Origin of the sequence: Pantoea sp. Mb-10, from assembly GCF_021272205.1 — a bacterium.
In the GTDB taxonomy this organism is placed as follows: Bacteria; Pseudomonadota; Gammaproteobacteria; order Enterobacterales; family Enterobacteriaceae; genus Pantoea.
This window is the reverse complement of record NZ_JAJSDX010000010.1, coordinates 45,422-61,676: the sequence shown is the minus strand read 5'-3', so window position 1 is coordinate 61,676 and position 16,255 is coordinate 45,422. Positions and strand designations below refer to the sequence as shown.

Below are 16,255 nucleotides of genomic sequence, written 5' to 3'. Positions count from 1 at the left end.
CTGCGGATGCCTCTTTTATGGAAATAGATTTTGACGTATGTGATTTTATTTATTCTTTTTCTTCCGCTTAAATGGCTCATGAAAGCCGTTCATGGCAGAACCGGAAAGAATCTGGTTATTCAAACCGCTAAGATCGGCGATTTTATCAATATTACGCCGCTGCTGGCGCACCTTGGCAAAAGCGATGCGCTGCTGAGTCACAGTGTTGCACCGCTCGCCACCCATGACAGTTCAATCGAAAATATCTGGTATATCGAAGATTTCCGCTCCGGTCTGCTTAAAAAGCTCAGGTTGGTTTGGCAGTTGCTCAACCGCTACGACAATATCTATTTGCTGCACCCGACGAACCTCAATCTGTTTATCGCCGCCTGCTGCAACGCCAGCAATAAACAGTTCCTGTCCAGCTACCGCCGCAAAAGCTATCACAAGCTGTTTTATTTCACGGCAAGTGGCGTGGTACACCACAAAAAAAACACGCTGACGCTGGAGAACTACCTGAAGCTGGCCGATCGCTCCTTTACGAAAGAGAGCTACCCCAAGCATGCCACTTTACCGCTGTGGCAGCCGGAAAGCCTCCCCGCTGAAATCCTGGCGTGTCAGGGAGTCCGCATCGGTATTAGCGTGACCGCCGGCAATCAGGCAAAAACCATTCCGCCCGCAATCTGGACGCGGCTGTTTGAACATTTAGACGATCTGCCCTGCACCTTCTTCGCCTTCGGCGCGCCGAACGAAGAATCGCGCGTGCAGGAGTTGTTTAAAGTCGCGGGTTCGCGCGACAATCTGGTGAGCCTGGTCGGCAAAGTCTCTCTGGAAGCCCTGCCTGCGGCCATTCGCGAGATGGATTTTTACATTGCCTCCGATTCCGGTAATGTCTACATCGCGGACGCCCAGCAGGTGCCGGTGGTGTTAATTTATGGTCCTTGCTGCGTTGAAGAGCAGAGACCGACCGGCGATGTGCTGCTTATCGGCCCCAATCACATTGCCCCCTCTTCGTTTGTATTTGCCGCACAGTACAGCTTCGCGCATCCGGTGGAACAACTGTTCGATCTGGATCAGCGCAAACTTGATGACATCCACGATTTTATCAGCGCCCGGCAACAGCAGCGCCAGGCAAGACGGAACAACGAACAAACAGCATGACACATCAGCCCGATAGCGATTCACCCTTACTCAGCTTGATTATTCCAATGTACAACGCCGGTGAAGGTTTGGTGGCGTGCCTTGAGGCGTTGCTGGCTCAGACGCTGACCTCGCTGGAGATCATTATCGTGGATGACGGTTCCACCGACGGCTCAGGCGATCGCGCCGAGAGTTGGGCGCAGCGCCATCCCCATATCCGCGTGATTCATCAGGCCAACGGTGGCGTCTCGCGCGCGCGCAATGCTGGATTAGCCATCGCCCGCGGTAAGTATGTGAGTTTTCCGGATGCCGACGACACCATGCGTCCGGAGATGTACCAGACGCTGGTTGATATGGCCGAGCGCGACCGGCTCGACGCCGCCCAGTGCAATGCTGAATGGTTCTTCAAATCCAGCCAAACCGTTAAGCCCCTGATTCCGCTTGATCGCCTCACCAGTACAGAGGTCATGAGCGGTCCGGAATGGCTGGACAAGGCCTTGAAAACACGCCGTTATCTGCACGTGGTGTGGCTGGGTATTTACCGCCGCGCGCTGATCAATGCGTTGAACTTACAGTTTGAACCCGGCTTGCACCATCAGGATATTCCCTGGACCACGGAGTTCATGCTGAACGTCAAACGCGTGCGTTACACCGATCGGGTGCTCTACCGCTATTACATGCATGACGCCTCAATCAGCAATCGCAAGCGAACAGGCCAGGCCAACGTGGCGTATCAGCGTCACTACCTGAAAATTGCGCGTCTGCTGGAAGAGATCAATACGCGCTATCGCCAGCGCGTGAAAATCTATTCGAGCTTTCATTATCAGGTGACGCGTGAGGCGCTGAGTGTGTGCCACGCCATTCGCCGCGAACCTGAAGCCGCAGCGCGTCAGGCGATGATTGCCGACCTGTTCGCCACGCAGACGCACCGGCGTATGGTGCGTAACGCACGCGGTCTGCGTCAGTGGTATCAGCTATTATTATGGCTGAGCCGAATTTATCGCTGGCGCAGTAAATAAGGCCAGCCGCTGGCTTTCGCCTTAACGGGCTTTGCCCTACAATCGGCTCACTGAATTCTGAGATGATTTGCGTATGGCAAGCCCGATCCCAGCTCAATTTACACCCCAAAACATCCTGCTCATTAAGCTACGCCACCATGGTGATATGCTGCTTACCACGCCCGCTATTAACGCGTTGCACCAGCGCTACCCCAACGCCAATATTGATGTCTTGCTGTATGCAGAAACACGTCCCATGCTGGAAGCCCATCCTGCAATTCGCCAGCTGCACATTATTGATCGCAAATGGAAGAAGCTGGGCGGCTGGCAGAAGTTTCGTCATGAAATGGCCCTGATTGGAGCCGTGCGCGCTTGCCGGTATGACGTAGTCATCAATTTGGCCGATCAGTGGCGCAGCGCAATCATCACGGGCTTGTCCGGTGCCACCGTGCGCATTGGCTTCGCCTATAACAAACGCGACAATATGTTTTGGCGCGCGTGTCACAACGTGCGCGTTTCTACCGCCCAACACGCGCGGCTGCACACCGTTGAGCAAAATATGGTCTCGCTTGAGCCGCTGGGTATTTCCGCGGAGGGGGCCAAGGCCTCCATGCATTTCAGCGCAGCCGATCAACAAAAAGTGCATACCGTGCTGGCCCAGCATCAGGTCGGCCCGGCTTTTATTGTGCTGCAACCCACCTCGCGCTGGGTCTTTAAGTGCTGGGAAGATGAAAAAGTGGCGCAGCTGATTGATACCCTGACGGCGGAAGGCTACACGGTGGTGTTAACGGCGGCGCCGGATGCGAAAGAACAGGCGATGATTGACCATATTTTGTCGCTGTGTGGCCGCGAGAACGTGGTCTCACTGGCCGGGCAGCTAACGCTGCCACAGCTGGCCGCGCTGATTGACGCAGCGCAGCTGTTCATTGGCGTCGATTCCGCACCGATGCATATGGCTGCCGCGCTGGAAACGCCCTGCCTGGCGCTGTTCGGCCCGACCAAATTAACGCAGTGGCGCCCGTGGGGCAGCAACAACCGCATCCTCTGGGCAGGCGACTATGCGCCGCTGCCTTCGCCGGATTCAATCGACACAAAAACTGAACAGCGTTATCTGGCGGCGATCCCCGTTGAAGATGTGCTCGCTGCCGCAAGGAGTCTGTTGCATGACTAAGCTACGCCTGGCGATTGTCCGGCAGAAATATCGCCCGGATGGCGGTGCCGAGCGGTTTATCTCCCGCGCGCTGGAAGCGCTGGACAGCGATCAGCTCGATCTCAACATCATTACGCGCAGCTGGCAGGGAAAACCCAATCCCGCCTGGCATTTGCATATCTGTAACCCGGCGAAAGTTGGCCGTGTTTCACGCGAGCGCGGCTTTGCGCATGCGGCCCGCGCCTGCTGGCAGCGCGAACATTTCGACATCGTGCAGAGCCACGAGCGTATTGCCGGCTGTGATATTTTCCGCGCGGGCGATGGCGTGCACCGCGTCTGGCTGGAACAGCGTGCGCGTATCGTCTCGCCGTGGCAGCGGCTCAGCGCCCAGCTTAGCCCTTATCATCGCTATGTGTTACAGGCTGAGGCTGAGATGTTTAATGCGCCTTCTTTGAAGGCCGTGATCTGCAATTCAGAGATGGTCAGGCAGGATATCCTGCGACATTTTGCGCTGGATGCCGACAAGATCCATGTCATTCACAACGCTATCGACAGCCAGCGTTTTCAGCCAGCACGCGAAGCCCAGCGCCATGCTGCGCGCCAGCAGCTGCAGCTCCCACAGACGGCGACGGTCATGATTTACGTTGGATCGGGTTTTGAGCGTAAAGGCCTGAAAGCGGCCATTCAGGCGCTGGCTGACAGTGACCGCTACCTGATTGTGGTAGGACAAGACAAGCATCTCTCTCGCTATCAGCAGCTTGCCAACCAGCTTAACTGTCTCGATCGCCTGCGCTTTGTCGGCGTGCAGCAGGATGTTCAGCCCTTTTACCACGCCGCCGACGCGCTGCTGCTGCCCACGCTTTACGATCCATTCCCCAATGTGGTGCTGGAAGCCATGGCCTGCGGCCTGGCCGTGATCACCAGTACCGGCTGCGGCGGCGCGGAGTTTATCCGGCAGGGGCAGGAAGGGTTCGTTTGCGATGCCTTAGATATCAAGGCGTTAAATGAAAGCATACGGGCAACGCCCGCGCTTTCGCAGCACGCCGCCATGGGCGAAGCCGCACGGCGCAAAATTGAAGCCTATAGCCCGCAGCGCCTGGCGCAGTCGCTGACCACGCTTTATCAGCAGGTGCTGAAAACGGCGTGACGAAGTGGTATGAGCAGGCGGTGAGTTTCTGATAACATGCCGCCTTTCATGTGTTTTTTGACGCGATCTTGTCGTAACGATAACTATGACGACTCTTTACACCGCCCTGCTCTATCTGATCCAGCCACTGATCTGGCTGCGCCTGTGGCTGCGCGGTCGAAAAGCACCGGCTTACCGTAAACGCTGGGCAGAACGCTATGGCTATTGCACGGGGAAAGTGCAGCCGCACGGTATTGTGCTGCACTCCGTGTCGGTGGGCGAAACCCTGGCCGCCGTTCCGCTGGTGCGGGCGCTACGTCATCGCTATCCGATGCTGCCTATCACCGTTACGACCATGACGCCAACCGGCTCAGAGCGCGCGCAGTCGGCCTTTGGCAAAGACGTGCATCACGTCTATCTGCCCTATGACTTGCCCAACGCCATCAACCGTTTTCTCGACACGGTGAATCCACGCCTGGTGATCATCATGGAAACCGAGCTGTGGCCGAACATCATCCGCATTTTGCACCAGCGTCAGATCCCGTTGGTGATTGCCAATGCGCGCCTTTCGGAGCGCTCGGCAAAAGGGTACAAAAAGCTGGGGGGCTTCATGCGCGACTTGCTACAGCGCATTACCCTGATTGCCGCCCAGAATACCGAGGACGGCGACCGCTTCCTGAGCCTGGGGTTGAAACGCTCGCATCTGGCGGTGACCGGCAGCCTGAAGTTTGATATCTCCGTCACGCCAGAGCTGGCGGCCAAAGCCCTTACCCTGCGTCGTCAGTGGGCCTCGCGTCGCCCCGTCTGGATCGCCACCAGTACCCATGATGGCGAAGAAGCACTGGTGCTGGATGTGCATCGCCGCCTGCTGCAATCGTTTCCCGACCTGCTGCTGATTCTGGTGCCGCGCCACCCCGAACGGTTTAAAGATGCCTGCGATCTGACGCAAAAGCGCGGCTTTAGCTTTACCCTACGCAGCAGCGGCGAGATCCCGTCCAGCGCCACGCAAGTGGTGATTGGCGACACCATGGGTGAACTGATGCTGCTCTACGGCATTGCCGATCTTGCGTTTGTGGGCGGCAGCCTGGTTGAGCGTGGCGGACATAATCCGCTGGAACCCGCTGCGCATGCGATCCCCGTACTGATGGGGCCGCACACCTGGAACTTCAAAGATATCTGCGCCAAGCTGCAGCAGGCCGAGGGACTGATCACCGTCACGGACGCGGCATCGCTGGAGAAAGAAGTCGTCAATCTGCTGAATGACGATGACTACCGCCGCTATTACGGCCGCCATGCGGTTGAGGTGCTGCACCAGAATCAGGGCGCACTTCAGCGCCTGCTTCAGTTACTTGAACCCTATTTACCGCCGCGAGCCCACTAACGCATGCCGCAACGCCAACGCCTTTCCGTGGTGATGATCGCCAAAAACGAAGCTGAACTCCTGCCGGATGCGCTTGCCTCCGTAAGCTGGGCAGATGAAATTGTGGTGCTGGACGCAGGCAGTCAGGATAACACCGTCGAGGTGGCGCGCCGGGCAGGTGCCCAAGTTTACGTCTCTGAGGCGTGGGCCGGGTTTGGTAAACAGCGTCAGCGCGCGCAGGCATTTGCCACGGGCGACATGATTTTGATGCTGGATGCCGATGAACGCGTCACCCCAGCGCTGCGGGGCGCCATTGAACAGGTGCTGGCCCAGCCCGCGCCTCACACCGTTTATAGCCTGGGCCGCAGCAATCTTTTTTTGGGACGCTTTATGCGCCACAGCGGCTGGTACCCCGATCGCGTCACGCGCCTCTATCCGCGTACCTTCGTCTATAACGACAATCTGGTGCATGAGTCGCTGGAGACGCAGGGTGCACAGGTGGTGGCGCTGTCCGGCGATTTACAGCATCTCACCTGCCGTGACCTCATCGCTTTTCAGCGTAAGCAGATGAACTATGCCGAAGCCTGGGCACAGGAGCGCTTCCAGCGTGGCAAGCGCTGCGACATCGTGAGCATTTTTGCCCACACGCTGGGCGCGTTCCTGAAAACGCTGCTGCTGCGAGGCGGATTTCTTGATGGCAAGCAGGGCTGGATTTTGGCGGTGGTGAACGCGCAATATACGTTCAATAAATACTCGGCGCTCTGGGCGCTGCACCACACTTCAACTTAAGGTCGCGTATGAGCACGAAAGCGATTTATCCTGGCACGTTTGATCCTATTACGCTGGGCCACCTTGATATTGTGGCTCGCGCAGCGCAGATGTTTGACCACCTTGTGGTGGCGATCGCCGCCAGCCCCAGCAAAAAACCGCTGTTCAGCCTGGACGAGCGCGTGGCGCTGGCACGTCAGGTCACGGCGCATCTTGCCAACGTGACGGTGAGGGGATTCAGTGAGCTGATGGCCAACTTCGCTGAGCAACAGGGCGCAAATGTGCTGGTACGCGGCCTGCGCGGCGTGGGGGATTTTGAGTATGAACTTCAACTGGCAAAAATGAATCGCCATTTGCTGCCCACGCTGGAAAGCGTGTTTTTGATGCCGTCAGAAGCTTTCTCTTTCATCTCCTCGTCGCTGGTGAAAGAAGTGGCGCGTCACGGCGGAGATGTGCAGGCATTTCTGCCTGCCGAGGTGCATCAGGCGCTGCTGGCTAAACTGGCTCAGCCGAGTTAACTAGCGCTGACAGCGTGGGCACCAGAAGGTGCTGCGCTGACCATGCTTGCCGCTCATAATGGGCGTGCCGCACGCGCGACACGGTTCGCCGCTCCGGCCATACACTTGCAGCTGCTGCGCAAAATATCCCGGTTTCCCGTCAGTTTGCAGGAAATCGCGCAGCGTGGTTCCGCCCTGCTCAATAGAGCGCAACAGCACGGCTTTAATGGTATCCGCCAGCCTGTTGGCGTCTTCTGCGCTGATACTCATCACGGGACGATCGGGTAAGATCCCGGCGGTGAACAGCGATTCACTGGCGTAGATATTGCCCACACCGACCACCACTTTGTTGTCCATCAGCCACTGCTTAATCACAGTGCGCTTGCCACGTGATTTCTCGAACAGGTAATCGCCGTTAAATTCGCTACTCAGCGGCTCGGGTCCCAGATGCGCCAGCACGCTACTGCCCTGCAAGTCGCTGGTCCATAGCCATGCACCGAAGCGGCGCGGATCGGTATAGCGCAGCACTTTGCCATTACTCATCACCAGATCAACGTGGTCATGTTTTGCCGCTGGCTGTTCACCGGGTAATACGCGCAGGCTGCCCGACATGCCGAGATGGATGATGATCCAGCCGTGCGGCAGCTCCAGCAGCAAGTATTTGGCGCGGCGCTGTACGCTCAGCACCGGCTGATCGCTTAACGCGTGAATTTCATGGGAAACCGGCCAGCGCAGGCGCGGGTTACGCACAATGGCATGCAGAATGGTCTGCCCCACTAAATGAGGCTCAATTCCGCGTCGGCTGGTTTCAACCTCTGGTAACTCAGGCATCTCATCTCCTCAACGAAGCGCAGAAACAAAAAACCCGGCCGGAGCCGGGTTTTTCGCAAGAACACCAAAATTACTTAATTTTGGCTTCTTTGTAGATCACGTGCTGACGTACAACCGGATCGAACTTTTTCAGTTCCAGCTTCTCTGGTTTAGTACGTTTGTTCTTCGTGGTGGTATAGAAGTGACCTGTACCAGCAGAGGAAACGAGCTTGATCTTCTCACGAATACCTTTAGCCATGATTCAGTCCTTAGTACTTCTCACCACGGGCGCGGATTTCGGCTAAGACCGTATCAATGCCCTTTTTATCAATAACACGCATACCTTTAGCAGATACACGCAGAGTAACGAAGCGCTTCTCGCTCTCAACCCAGAAACGGTGAGAGTGCAGGTTCGGCAGGAAACGGCGTTTCGTCGCGTTCAATGCGTGGGAACGGTTGTTACCGGTCACCGGACGCTTTCCAGTTACCTGGCAGACTCGTGACATTTCTATTCTCCAAAAATCAAATCAGCTCGAGCTTTAAAAACTAGGTTTTGGCCGCCTCGTCAGGCCTTAGCCCGCCCAGGCGAGTTCCATGTGAACCCGCTAAGCTGGCCCAAACGCCAAACCCGAGATTCTCAAAGGTGGCGTAGTATACGCCGCTCAGGCCAAGTGCTCAAGTCCCGAACAAATAAAGATCCCGCTGGATCGCGTGAAAACGCCTCATTTCTGCCCAATCGCGCCGCAAATTATAGCCAACCGCGTTCCGCGAAAGAGGTGTAATCCCCGTGTCCTATAACCAGGTGATCCAGTAAACGGATGTTCAGCAGCGCGCAGGCCTGCTTCACTTTCTCGGTAATGTCTCGGTCAGCCCGGCTGGGTTCAGCCATGCCAGAAGGGTGATTATGCGCAAGGATAACCGCGGCGGCATTGAGTTTCAGCGCCTCGCGCACGATCTCTCGTGGATGCACCTCCACGCTGGCCAGCGTCCCTGAAAACATCCTTTTCGCCTGTAACACGCGATGTTGATTATCAAGAAACAGCGCCATAAAAACTTCTCGCTCCTGATGCGCCAGCACGCTCTGCAGATAGTGCCGGGTCACATGCGGATTCTTCATGACATTCTCCCGCGAGAGCTGGCTGGCAAAAAAACGCTGCCCCAGTTCGGCAATGGCCTGAAGCTGCGCCATTTTGGCACTGCCAATGCCTTTTACCGCGCCGAGTCTTTCTGGCCCTGCCGTGATAATGCCGTACAGCGAGCCAAACTCCTGCATCATCTGTTCGGCCAGCGTTATCACGCTGATGCCGCGCAGGCCGGTACGCAAAAAGATCGCTAACAGCTCAACATCGCTCAGCGATGCTGCGCCCGCCGCAAGCAGCTTTTCTCGTGGTGCCAATTCGATATCCATGGTGCCCCCTCAGATTCACGCCCAGTCTGCGCGGGCGGCGCATCCGACGCCAGCGCCTTTGCCTGCTTTTCAGCGCGAGCTCGCAAAGGCGCAGGCCGTGAAAAGGCGCCCTGGGGATTTTATGATAAAGTTGCCCGCATCTGCCGCCTCAGACTCAACGCGGCGCTCTGTCTTCAGGTGAGGTCACAACATGACGGGATTAGCCGGAAAAAAAGTTCTACTGGGCGTGAGCGGCGGCATTGCTGCATATAAAGCGCCTGAGCTGGTGCGTAGACTGCGCGATCGCGGCGCGGAGGTGCGCGTAATGATGACGCAGGCTGCACGGGCCTTTATTACGCCGCTGAGCCTGCAAGCCGTTTCGGGATATCCCGTGTTTGACGACCTCCTCGACCCGGCCGCGGAAGCCGCTATGGGCCATATTGAGCTGGCAAAGTGGGCAGATTTGATTCTGCTGGCCCCGGCGTCCGCCGATCTGATTGCGCGCGTCACGGCCGGTATGGCGAACGATCTGGTCACGACCGCCTGCCTTGCGAGCGCCGCGCCGCTGGCTATCGTTCCGGCAATGAATCAACAAATGTACCGCGCCGCCGTGACGCAGGAGAACCTGACGCGCCTTCACCAGCGCGGTGTCTTAATTTGGGGGCCAGACAGCGGCAGTCAGGCGTGCGGGGACGTTGGCCCCGGCCGCATGCTTGACCCGCTGGCCATTGTGGCGCACGCGCTGGAGTGGGCCGCGCCCGTCAACGATCTGCAACATCTCAACATTATGATCACCGCCGGCCCGACGCGAGAGGCGCTTGATCCAGTGCGGTATATCAGCAACCACAGCTCCGGCAAAATGGGCTATGCCATCGCGGCGGCTGCCGCCAAACGCGGCGCCAACGTCACGCTGGTTTCCGGACCAGTGACGCTGGCAACCCCCGCAGGCGTGACGCGCGTGGACGTGAACAGTGCGCTGGAAATGGAAGCCGCCGTGATGGCGCAAATCAGCCAACAACATATTTTCATTGCTAGCGCAGCCGTGGCAGACTACCGCGCGGCCACCATCGCTGCAGAGAAAATCAAAAAGCAGGGCGGAGACGATAGCGTCACCGTGCAGCTGGTAAAAAACCCCGATATCGTAGCGGGCGTGGCAAATTTGCCAAAAAATCGCCCTTATGTTGTCGGATTTGCTGCCGAAACCCAGAATGTGGAAGAATACGCGCGGCAAAAGCGGGTGCGAAAAAACCTGGACCTGATTTGCGCCAATGATGTCGCGCAAGCCGGGCAGGGATTCAATAGCGACACCAATGCTCTTCACCTTTTTTGGCAGGACGGCGAAAAAATCTTACCGCTCAGCGATAAGGCCCTCCTTGGCCAACAATTAATAGACGAGATTGTCAGCCGTTATGATGAAAAAAATAGACGTTAAGATTCTTGATCCACGCGTGGGCAGTGAATTTCCGCTGCCTACCTATGCAACATCAGGTTCTGCCGGGCTTGATCTGCGCGCCTGCCTTGATGACGCGCTGGACATCGCACCGGGCACGACCACGCTGGTGCCGACCGGCTTGGCCATTCACATTGCCGATCCCTCTCTGGCTGCTGTGATTCTGCCGCGCTCCGGTTTAGGCCACAAACACGGTATTGTATTAGGTAACCTGGTTGGCTTGATTGACTCGGATTATCAAGGACAGCTCATGGTGTCCGTATGGAACCGGGGACAACAGCACTTTACGCTGCAGCCCGGCGATCGTCTGGCACAGCTCGTGTTTGTGCCGGTGGTACAGGCTGAATTTAATCTGGTGGACGCATTTGACACCAGCGATCGCGGCGACGGTGGCTTTGGTCATTCCGGTCGTCAGTAACACGCAGCGCACTTTTCTCTACGCCATCTTTTTATTTCTCAGCGTCACAGGTCGCCTGGTCTGTGACAGAGGGGCGCGTATTGCCTGTTTTGGTGAATTTCAGGGGTCTTGAAGGTCATGGCAGAAAAAAAAGTCGCGAAACGGAACCGTCGCGAAGAGATTTTGCAGGCGCTCGCGCAGATGCTGGAGTCAAGCGATGGCAGTCAGCGCATCACCACGGCCAAGCTGGCCGCGAATGTGGGCGTGTCAGAAGCCGCGCTATATCGACATTTTCCCAGCAAAACGCGCATGTTCGACAGCCTTATTGAATTTATCGAAGACAGTCTTATCACGCGTATCAATCTCATCCTGAACGATGAAAAAGAGACGCTGACTCGCCTGCGGCTCATTGTTCAGCTGATTCTGGGATTCGGCGAACGTAATCCGGGTCTGACGCGTATTTTAACCGGCCATGCGCTGATGTTTGAACAGGATCGCCTGCAAGGGCGCATCAATCAGCTGTTTGAACGCATAGAAGTGCAGCTGCGCCAGGTCATGCGGGAGAAAAAGATGCGTGAGGGCGAAGGTTTCCAGGCGGATGAAGCGCTGCTGGCTAGCCAGCTCCTGGCCTTTTGTGAGGGCCTGTTGTCGCGTTACGTGCGCTCAGAGTTCCGCTACCGACCCACCAGCGATTTTGATCAGCGCTGGCCGTTGCTGGCCGCTCAGCTGGTGTAATCGCGGGCCGCGCGTCAGGCAACGCGCGGCAAACGCGACGGTTACACCCCGTACGTTTTACGATAGCTGCGTACATTGGCCAGATGATCGGCCATCTCCGGCTTCTCTTCCAGATAGTCAATCAGGTCGCTTAAGGTCACGATAGCCGTCACCTGACACTGATAATCGCGCTCGACTTCCTGAATGGCGGAGATCTCGCCACGGCCGCGCTCCTGACGATCCAGCGAAATTAATACGCCCGCCAGCGTGGCGCTGTGCGCGTTAATAATGTCCATCGACTCACGAATCGCAGTGCCTGCGGTAATCACATCGTCTACCAGCATCACTTTGCCCTGCAGCGGACTGCCCACCAGCAACCCACCTTCACCGTGATCTTTGGCTTCTTTGCGATTAAAGCAGTAAGGCACATCTCGGTCGTGATGATCGGCCAGGGCGACCGCAGTGGTGGTGGCGATCGGAATCCCTTTGTAAGCCGGGCCAAACAGCAGATCGAAATCTACGCCGGCATCCACCAGCGCCTGTGCATAAAAACGGCCCAGCAGCGCTAAATCCCGTCCGGTATTAAACAGACCCGCGTTGAAGAAATAGGGACTTTTCCGTCCGGATTTTAGAGTGAACTCCCCAAATTTCAGCACCCCTTTGTTGAGGGCAAATTCGATAAACTGACGCTGCCAGGCTTTCATTTCTCATTCCTCTCGTAAAAAAAAGGCGACTCCATGGTCGCCTGTTACCTCAAGATGTTAACGCTGCTTTTTGCGCCTGAATCAGCTGCGCAATACCGTCGCGCGCCAGCGCCAGCAGCTGCAATAGCTCGTCGTGGCTGAAGGGTTCGCCTTCTGCGGTGCCCTGCACTTCGATCATGCGACCATCTTCTGTCATCACGACATTCATGTCGGTCTCTGCGGCGGCGTCTTCCACGTACTCCAGGTCACATACCGCTTCTCCGGCAACGATGCCCACCGAAATGGCCGCCACCATGCCTTTCAGCGGGCTGGCTTTCAGCTTGCCTGCGGCAACCAACGCATTCAGCGCATCGGCCAACGCCACACAGGCACCGGTAATGGACGCCGTGCGCGTGCCGCCATCGGCCTGAATGACGTCGCAGTCCAGCGTAATGGTGTATTCACCCAACGCCGCTAAATCCACCGCCGCGCGCAGCGAACGGGCAATCAGGCGCTGAATTTCCAGGGTGCGCCCACCCTGTTTGCCTTTGGCCGCTTCACGCGCCATGCGGCTGTGGGTCGAGCGCGGCAGCATGCCATACTCGGCGGTGATCCAACCCTGGCCTTTGCCTTTCAGGAAACGGGGAACGCCCTCTTCAATGGTCGCGGTGCAGAGCACTTTAGTTTCACCGAACTCAACAAGCACCGAGCCTTCGGCGTGTTTGGTGTAGTGACGAGTCAGGGTGACGGGACGCACTTCAGAAGTGCTACGGCCTGCTGGACGCATGGTTTCTCTCCGGCTTGCATAGGTTTGGCTGCGCATTATACGGACTTCAGGCGCAGCTGTCCCGCCCGCTTGCACCCCTTTTCCTGGATGAAATTCCGCCGCAGCTGTGGCTAAATGCGCCCTTTCCCTCCGAGATAAAGATAAAAGATGACAGCGATACTTCATTTTCTTCTGGCGCTGGCGGTGATTTTTGCCCTTGCGTTGGTGGTCAGCCATGACCGCAAGCGGATCCGTCCGCGTTTTATCGTACAGCTGCTGGTGGTGGAAGCCGCGCTAGGCTGGTTTTTCCTGCATTCCGCAGAGGGACAGTCGGTCGTCACGGCCGTCGGCGGTTTTTTTGAAACGCTGCTGACCTTTGCTGCACAGGGCACCGATTTTGTATTCGGCAATATGGCGAAGCAGGGCCTGGCGTTCATTTTCCTCGGCGTTTTGTGTCCGATTGTGTTTATTTCCGCGCTGATTGGCATTTTACAGCATTGGCGTATTTTGCCGCTCCTGATCCGCCTGGTGGGCACGCTGCTGTCGAAGGTCAACGGCATGGGCAAACTGGAGTCGTTCAATGCCGTCAGCACGCTGATTCTCGGGCAGTCGGAGAACTTTATTGCCTACAAAGGCATCCTCGGCGATATCTCCGCACCGCGCATGTACACCATGGCCGCCACCGCCATGTCTACCGTTTCGCTGTCGATTGTGGGTGCCTACATGTCGATGATCGATGCGCGCTATGTGGTCGCCGCGCTGCTGCTCAATATGTTCAGCACGTTTATTATTCTGTCCATCATCAACCCAACGCAGCCCGAGACGGAAGAGCATATCGCGCTGGACAAACTGCATGAAGAACAAAGCTTCTTTGAGATGCTGGGCGAATACATTCTTGCAGGCTTCAAGGTTGCCATGATTATTCTGGCAATGCTGATTGGCTTCATTGCCCTGATCGCCGCGATTAACGCGGTGTTTGCCGCCGTGTTTGGCTACAGCTTCCAGCAGCTGCTGGGGTATCTGTTCTATCCTTTTGCCTGGCTGATTGGTATTCCTTCAGCAGATGCGCTGCAGGCAGCCAGCATTATGGCGACCAAGCTGGTGGCCAATGAGTTTGTCGCCATGATCGAGCTGAAAAAAGTTGCCGCCGGCATGTCGCCACGGGGCTTAGGTATTCTGTCGGTGTTCCTGGTGTCGTTTGCTAACTTTGCCTCGATCGGCATTGTCGCAGGTGCCATTAAAGGCCTGAATGAGCGGCAGGGTAACGTGGTGTCGCGCTTCGGCTGGAAGCTGGTGTATGGCTCAACGTTAGTAAGCCTGCTGTCTGCGGCGTTTGCCGGCTTATTTATTTAACCGCTGGGGCGCCTTTACCGCGCGCCCCGCTGTTTCTTAAAACGCGGCGCAGACCAGGGCGTCTACGCGCATCACCGATTCTTGGTTAAAGCGTTTTTTATAGATCTCGCGCAGTGCGTCAATGCTCGCTGAGGTCGCGCTATCCGGACGATGAATCAGCATCAGCGCCTTGCTGTTCTCGCGCGCCAGTCGGCCATTTTCCCCCAGCCACTGCCCTTTTGCATCATAGACAGACAGCCCGTCTTTGAAGCGCGGCGTCACGTCGTTATCAATAAACTGCTGCCACGCTTGCGCGCTGACCGTTCCGCCATCCGGTTTACTCAGACCAAACCACAGCGTGGTTTGCATCATCATATCGCCCGAATGACATACCGCGACCGGCGTCGTTGGGGTGACGGCGTGCTGATGCGGAGTCACAGGGACCTGACAGCCGGTAAGAAACAGGGCGAGAGCCAGCGACATCGCGAGTTTATTCAACATGATAGCCTCATCGTTAACAGGGGTGATGCGCCATCATAGGGCGAACATAACGCGCGCGTCACGCTTTTCGCGGAAGGCGGCCGCGTGCTTATGCCTATCATGGTTAAGCCTGCATCACTATAATGCGCAGAACATTCCTGAAAATGAGTACACGCTTATGATCCGCAGCATGACCGCTTACGCCCGACGCGAAGCCAAAGGCAACTGGGGCAGCGCCGCCTGGGAACTCCGTTCGGTAAACCAGCGCTATCTGGAAACCTATATCCGTCTGCCGGAGCAATTTCGCGGTCTGGAGCCGGTGATCCGCGAGCGCATTCGCAATCGCCTGACGCGCGGCAAGATTGAGTGCTATCTGCGTTTTGAGGCAGACCCGAGCGCACAGGGCGAGCTCCAGCTTAACGAAGCGCTGGCGAAACAGCTGGTGCAGTCGGCCAACTGGGTGAAAATGCAGGCTGACGAAGGCGCAATCAATCCGATGGATATTCTGCGCTGGCCGGGCGTCATGTCCGCACAGGAGCAAGATCTGGATGCCATTAACGCCGAACTGCTGAGCGCGCTGGATGGCGCGCTGGATGACTTCATTGAAGCGCGCGAGACCGAAGGACAAGCGCTGAAGGGGTTGATTGAGCAGCGCCTTGAGGGCGTCACACAGGAAGTCAGCAAAGTGCGCGCGCAGATGCCTGAAGTGGTGAAATGGCAGCGCGAGCGCCTGGTGGCGAAGCTGGAAGACGCCGAGGTGCAGCTGGAAAATAATCGCCTTGAGCAAGAGCTGGTGATGATGGCGCAGCGCATCGACGTGGCGGAAGAATTGGATCGCCTCGACGCGCACGTGAAAGAAACCTACAACATCCTCAAGAAAAAAGAGGCGGTAGGCCGCCGGCTGGACTTTATGATGCAGGAGTTCAACCGCGAGTCGAACACCCTGGCCTCGAAGTCAATTAACGCTGAAATCACCACCTCCGCGATAGAGCTGAAGGTGCTGATTGAGCAGATGCGCGAGCAGATTCAGAACATTGAGTAATATCTCAGGCGATCTCACTTTGTCTCACCCAAGCTAAACCCACCTCTAATAGCCCGAATTACCGGGCTATTTTTTATCACATTGTCTCATCGTGTATCACTACAGCGCATGTTTAGCGTGTACTTATCTATGTACATAATAACTTTTATGGCATCATAATTATGTACACACAGCAC

19 protein-coding genes are annotated in these 16,255 nt (G+C 56.7%); 12 read left to right on the top strand and 7 right to left on the bottom strand.

The features are described 5' to 3' along the window. The first annotated feature begins 30 nt into the window (after positions 1 to 30). The 7 genes from LU196_RS18355 to coaD all read left to right on the top strand — a co-directional run bounded on the left by LU196_RS18355 (position 31) and on the right by coaD (position 7,039). A complete protein-coding gene (locus tag LU196_RS18355) occupies positions 31 to 1,140 on the top strand; it encodes a glycosyltransferase family 9 protein (protein ID WP_232761356.1) in 1,110 nt (369 codons plus the stop codon). Further along, complete coding sequence (locus LU196_RS18350) at positions 1,137 to 2,138, top strand: glycosyltransferase (RefSeq protein ID WP_255697921.1); 1,002 nt, start codon at positions 1,137 to 1,139, stop codon at positions 2,136 to 2,138. The genes LU196_RS18355 and LU196_RS18350 overlap by 4 nt, the downstream gene beginning before the upstream one ends. 73 nt (positions 2,139 to 2,211) lie before the next feature. Beyond that, a complete protein-coding gene (gene rfaQ, locus LU196_RS18345; protein WP_232761357.1) occupies positions 2,212 to 3,288 on the top strand; it encodes a putative lipopolysaccharide heptosyltransferase III in 1,077 nt (358 codons plus the stop codon). Further along, entirely contained in the window at positions 3,281 to 4,414 is a 1,134-nt protein-coding gene (locus LU196_RS18340; RefSeq protein WP_232761358.1) for a glycosyltransferase family 4 protein, read from the top strand. Before rfaQ ends, LU196_RS18340 begins: the two co-directional genes overlap by 8 nt. Positions 4,415 to 4,499: 85 nt before the next feature. Beyond that, positions 4,500 to 5,774, top strand: coding sequence for a lipid IV(A) 3-deoxy-D-manno-octulosonic acid transferase (gene waaA, locus LU196_RS18335; protein WP_232761359.1), 1,275 nt, complete (start codon positions 4,500 to 4,502; stop codon positions 5,772 to 5,774). Between the two features lie 3 nt (positions 5,775 to 5,777). After that, positions 5,778 to 6,542 carry a glycosyltransferase family 2 protein gene (locus tag LU196_RS18330; RefSeq protein ID WP_232761360.1) on the top strand — a complete coding sequence of 255 codons (765 nt, stop codon included), beginning with the start codon at positions 5,778 to 5,780 and terminating at the stop codon, positions 6,540 to 6,542. 8 nt (positions 6,543 to 6,550) lie between these two features. Then, positions 6,551 to 7,039, top strand: a complete 489-nt coding sequence (gene coaD, locus LU196_RS18325) for a pantetheine-phosphate adenylyltransferase (RefSeq protein WP_232761361.1) — start codon at positions 6,551 to 6,553, stop codon at positions 7,037 to 7,039. Here the strand turns inward: coaD and mutM are convergent, their stop codons facing one another. The 4 genes from mutM to radC all read right to left on the bottom strand — a co-directional run bounded on the left by mutM (position 7,040) and on the right by radC (position 9,236). Continuing rightward, positions 7,040 to 7,849, bottom strand: a complete 810-nt coding sequence (mutM, locus tag LU196_RS18320) for a bifunctional DNA-formamidopyrimidine glycosylase/DNA-(apurinic or apyrimidinic site) lyase (RefSeq protein ID WP_232761362.1) — start codon at positions 7,847 to 7,849, stop codon at positions 7,040 to 7,042. Positions 7,850 to 7,919: 70 nt separating this feature from the next. Continuing rightward, complete coding sequence (gene rpmG / locus LU196_RS18315) at positions 7,920 to 8,087, bottom strand: 50S ribosomal protein L33 (RefSeq protein WP_001051798.1); 168 nt, start codon at positions 8,085 to 8,087, stop codon at positions 7,920 to 7,922. A 10-nt stretch (positions 8,088 to 8,097) separates the two neighbouring features. Then, positions 8,098 to 8,334, bottom strand: a complete 237-nt coding sequence (gene rpmB / locus LU196_RS18310) for a 50S ribosomal protein L28 (RefSeq protein WP_013511031.1) — start codon at positions 8,332 to 8,334, stop codon at positions 8,098 to 8,100. Positions 8,335 to 8,576: 242 nt separating this feature from the next. Beyond that, positions 8,577 to 9,236: a DNA repair protein RadC gene (gene radC, locus LU196_RS18305; protein WP_232761363.1), complete on the bottom strand. Its 660-nt coding sequence runs from the start codon at positions 9,234 to 9,236 to the stop codon at positions 8,577 to 8,579. Positions 9,237 to 9,426: 190 nt separating this feature from the next. On the opposite strand from radC, the gene coaBC reads away from it, so the two are divergent. The 3 genes from coaBC (at position 9,427) to slmA (ending at position 11,797) form a co-directional block, all read left to right on the top strand. Continuing rightward, complete coding sequence (gene coaBC / locus LU196_RS18300) at positions 9,427 to 10,647, top strand: bifunctional phosphopantothenoylcysteine decarboxylase/phosphopantothenate--cysteine ligase CoaBC (RefSeq protein WP_232761364.1); 1,221 nt, start codon at positions 9,427 to 9,429, stop codon at positions 10,645 to 10,647. Then, positions 10,625 to 11,083, top strand: a complete 459-nt coding sequence (gene dut, locus LU196_RS18295; RefSeq protein WP_232761365.1) for a dUTP diphosphatase — start codon at positions 10,625 to 10,627, stop codon at positions 11,081 to 11,083. Before coaBC ends, dut begins: the two co-directional genes overlap by 23 nt. A gap of 117 nt (positions 11,084 to 11,200) precedes the next feature. Then, a complete protein-coding gene (gene slmA / locus LU196_RS18290; RefSeq protein WP_232761366.1) occupies positions 11,201 to 11,797 on the top strand; it encodes a nucleoid occlusion factor SlmA in 597 nt (198 codons plus the stop codon). A gap of 41 nt (positions 11,798 to 11,838) precedes the next feature. Here slmA and pyrE read toward each other — a convergent pair whose 3' ends face one another. Both pyrE and rph read right to left on the bottom strand, forming a co-directional pair. After that, complete coding sequence (gene pyrE / locus LU196_RS18285; protein WP_232761367.1) at positions 11,839 to 12,480, bottom strand: orotate phosphoribosyltransferase; 642 nt, start codon at positions 12,478 to 12,480, stop codon at positions 11,839 to 11,841. Between the two features lie 49 nt (positions 12,481 to 12,529). Further along, positions 12,530 to 13,246 carry a ribonuclease PH gene (gene rph / locus LU196_RS18280; RefSeq protein WP_232761368.1) on the bottom strand — a complete coding sequence of 239 codons (717 nt, stop codon included), beginning with the start codon at positions 13,244 to 13,246 and terminating at the stop codon, positions 12,530 to 12,532. Between the two features lie 147 nt (positions 13,247 to 13,393). On the opposite strand from rph, the gene LU196_RS18275 reads away from it, so the two are divergent. Beyond that, positions 13,394 to 14,578, top strand: a complete 1,185-nt coding sequence (locus LU196_RS18275) for a NupC/NupG family nucleoside CNT transporter (RefSeq protein WP_232761369.1) — start codon at positions 13,394 to 13,396, stop codon at positions 14,576 to 14,578. 36 nt (positions 14,579 to 14,614) lie between these two features. On the opposite strand, the gene LU196_RS18270 is transcribed toward LU196_RS18275, so the two are convergent. Beyond that, positions 14,615 to 15,058, bottom strand: coding sequence for a DUF3574 domain-containing protein (locus tag LU196_RS18270; RefSeq protein WP_232761370.1), 444 nt, complete (start codon positions 15,056 to 15,058; stop codon positions 14,615 to 14,617). A gap of 157 nt (positions 15,059 to 15,215) precedes the next feature. Between LU196_RS18270 and LU196_RS18265 the strand changes: the two genes are divergently transcribed. Beyond that, positions 15,216 to 16,079 (top strand): YicC/YloC family endoribonuclease, encoded by an 864-nt coding sequence (locus LU196_RS18265; RefSeq protein ID WP_232761371.1) that lies wholly within the window; start codon positions 15,216 to 15,218, stop codon positions 16,077 to 16,079. Positions 16,080 to 16,255 lie beyond the last annotated feature (176 nt).

Excerpts from the sequence above, each read along its gene's own strand:
- LU196_RS18340 (WP_232761358.1), top strand. The coding sequence starts at position 3,281 with ATGACTAAGCTACGCCTGGCGATTGTCCGGCAGAAATATCGCCCGGAT.
- rpmG (WP_001051798.1), bottom strand. The coding sequence starts at position 8,087 with ATGGCTAAAGGTATTCGTGAGAAGATCAAGCTCGTTTCCTCTGCTGGT.
- slmA (WP_232761366.1), top strand. The coding sequence starts at position 11,201 with ATGGCAGAAAAAAAAGTCGCGAAACGGAACCGTCGCGAAGAGATTTTG.
- radC (WP_232761363.1), bottom strand. The coding sequence starts at position 9,236 with ATGGATATCGAATTGGCACCACGAGAAAAGCTGCTTGCGGCGGGCGCA.
- waaA (WP_232761359.1), top strand. The coding sequence starts at position 4,500 with ATGACGACTCTTTACACCGCCCTGCTCTATCTGATCCAGCCACTGATC.
- rfaQ (WP_232761357.1), top strand. The coding sequence starts at position 2,212 with ATGGCAAGCCCGATCCCAGCTCAATTTACACCCCAAAACATCCTGCTC.
- dut (WP_232761365.1), top strand. The coding sequence starts at position 10,625 with ATGATGAAAAAAATAGACGTTAAGATTCTTGATCCACGCGTGGGCAGT.
- coaBC (WP_232761364.1), top strand. The coding sequence starts at position 9,427 with ATGACGGGATTAGCCGGAAAAAAAGTTCTACTGGGCGTGAGCGGCGGC.
- rph (WP_232761368.1), bottom strand. The coding sequence starts at position 13,246 with ATGCGTCCAGCAGGCCGTAGCACTTCTGAAGTGCGTCCCGTCACCCTG.
- LU196_RS18265 (WP_232761371.1), top strand. The coding sequence starts at position 15,216 with ATGATCCGCAGCATGACCGCTTACGCCCGACGCGAAGCCAAAGGCAAC.
- LU196_RS18270 (WP_232761370.1), bottom strand. The coding sequence starts at position 15,058 with ATGTTGAATAAACTCGCGATGTCGCTGGCTCTCGCCCTGTTTCTTACC.
- coaD (WP_232761361.1), top strand. The coding sequence starts at position 6,551 with ATGAGCACGAAAGCGATTTATCCTGGCACGTTTGATCCTATTACGCTG.
- LU196_RS18275 (WP_232761369.1), top strand. The coding sequence starts at position 13,394 with ATGACAGCGATACTTCATTTTCTTCTGGCGCTGGCGGTGATTTTTGCC.
- pyrE (WP_232761367.1), bottom strand. The coding sequence starts at position 12,480 with ATGAAAGCCTGGCAGCGTCAGTTTATCGAATTTGCCCTCAACAAAGGG.
- mutM (WP_232761362.1), bottom strand. The coding sequence starts at position 7,849 with ATGCCTGAGTTACCAGAGGTTGAAACCAGCCGACGCGGAATTGAGCCT.
- rpmB (WP_013511031.1), bottom strand. The coding sequence starts at position 8,334 with ATGTCACGAGTCTGCCAGGTAACTGGAAAGCGTCCGGTGACCGGTAAC.
- LU196_RS18350 (WP_255697921.1), top strand. The coding sequence starts at position 1,137 with ATGACACATCAGCCCGATAGCGATTCACCCTTACTCAGCTTGATTATT.
- LU196_RS18330 (WP_232761360.1), top strand. The coding sequence starts at position 5,778 with ATGCCGCAACGCCAACGCCTTTCCGTGGTGATGATCGCCAAAAACGAA.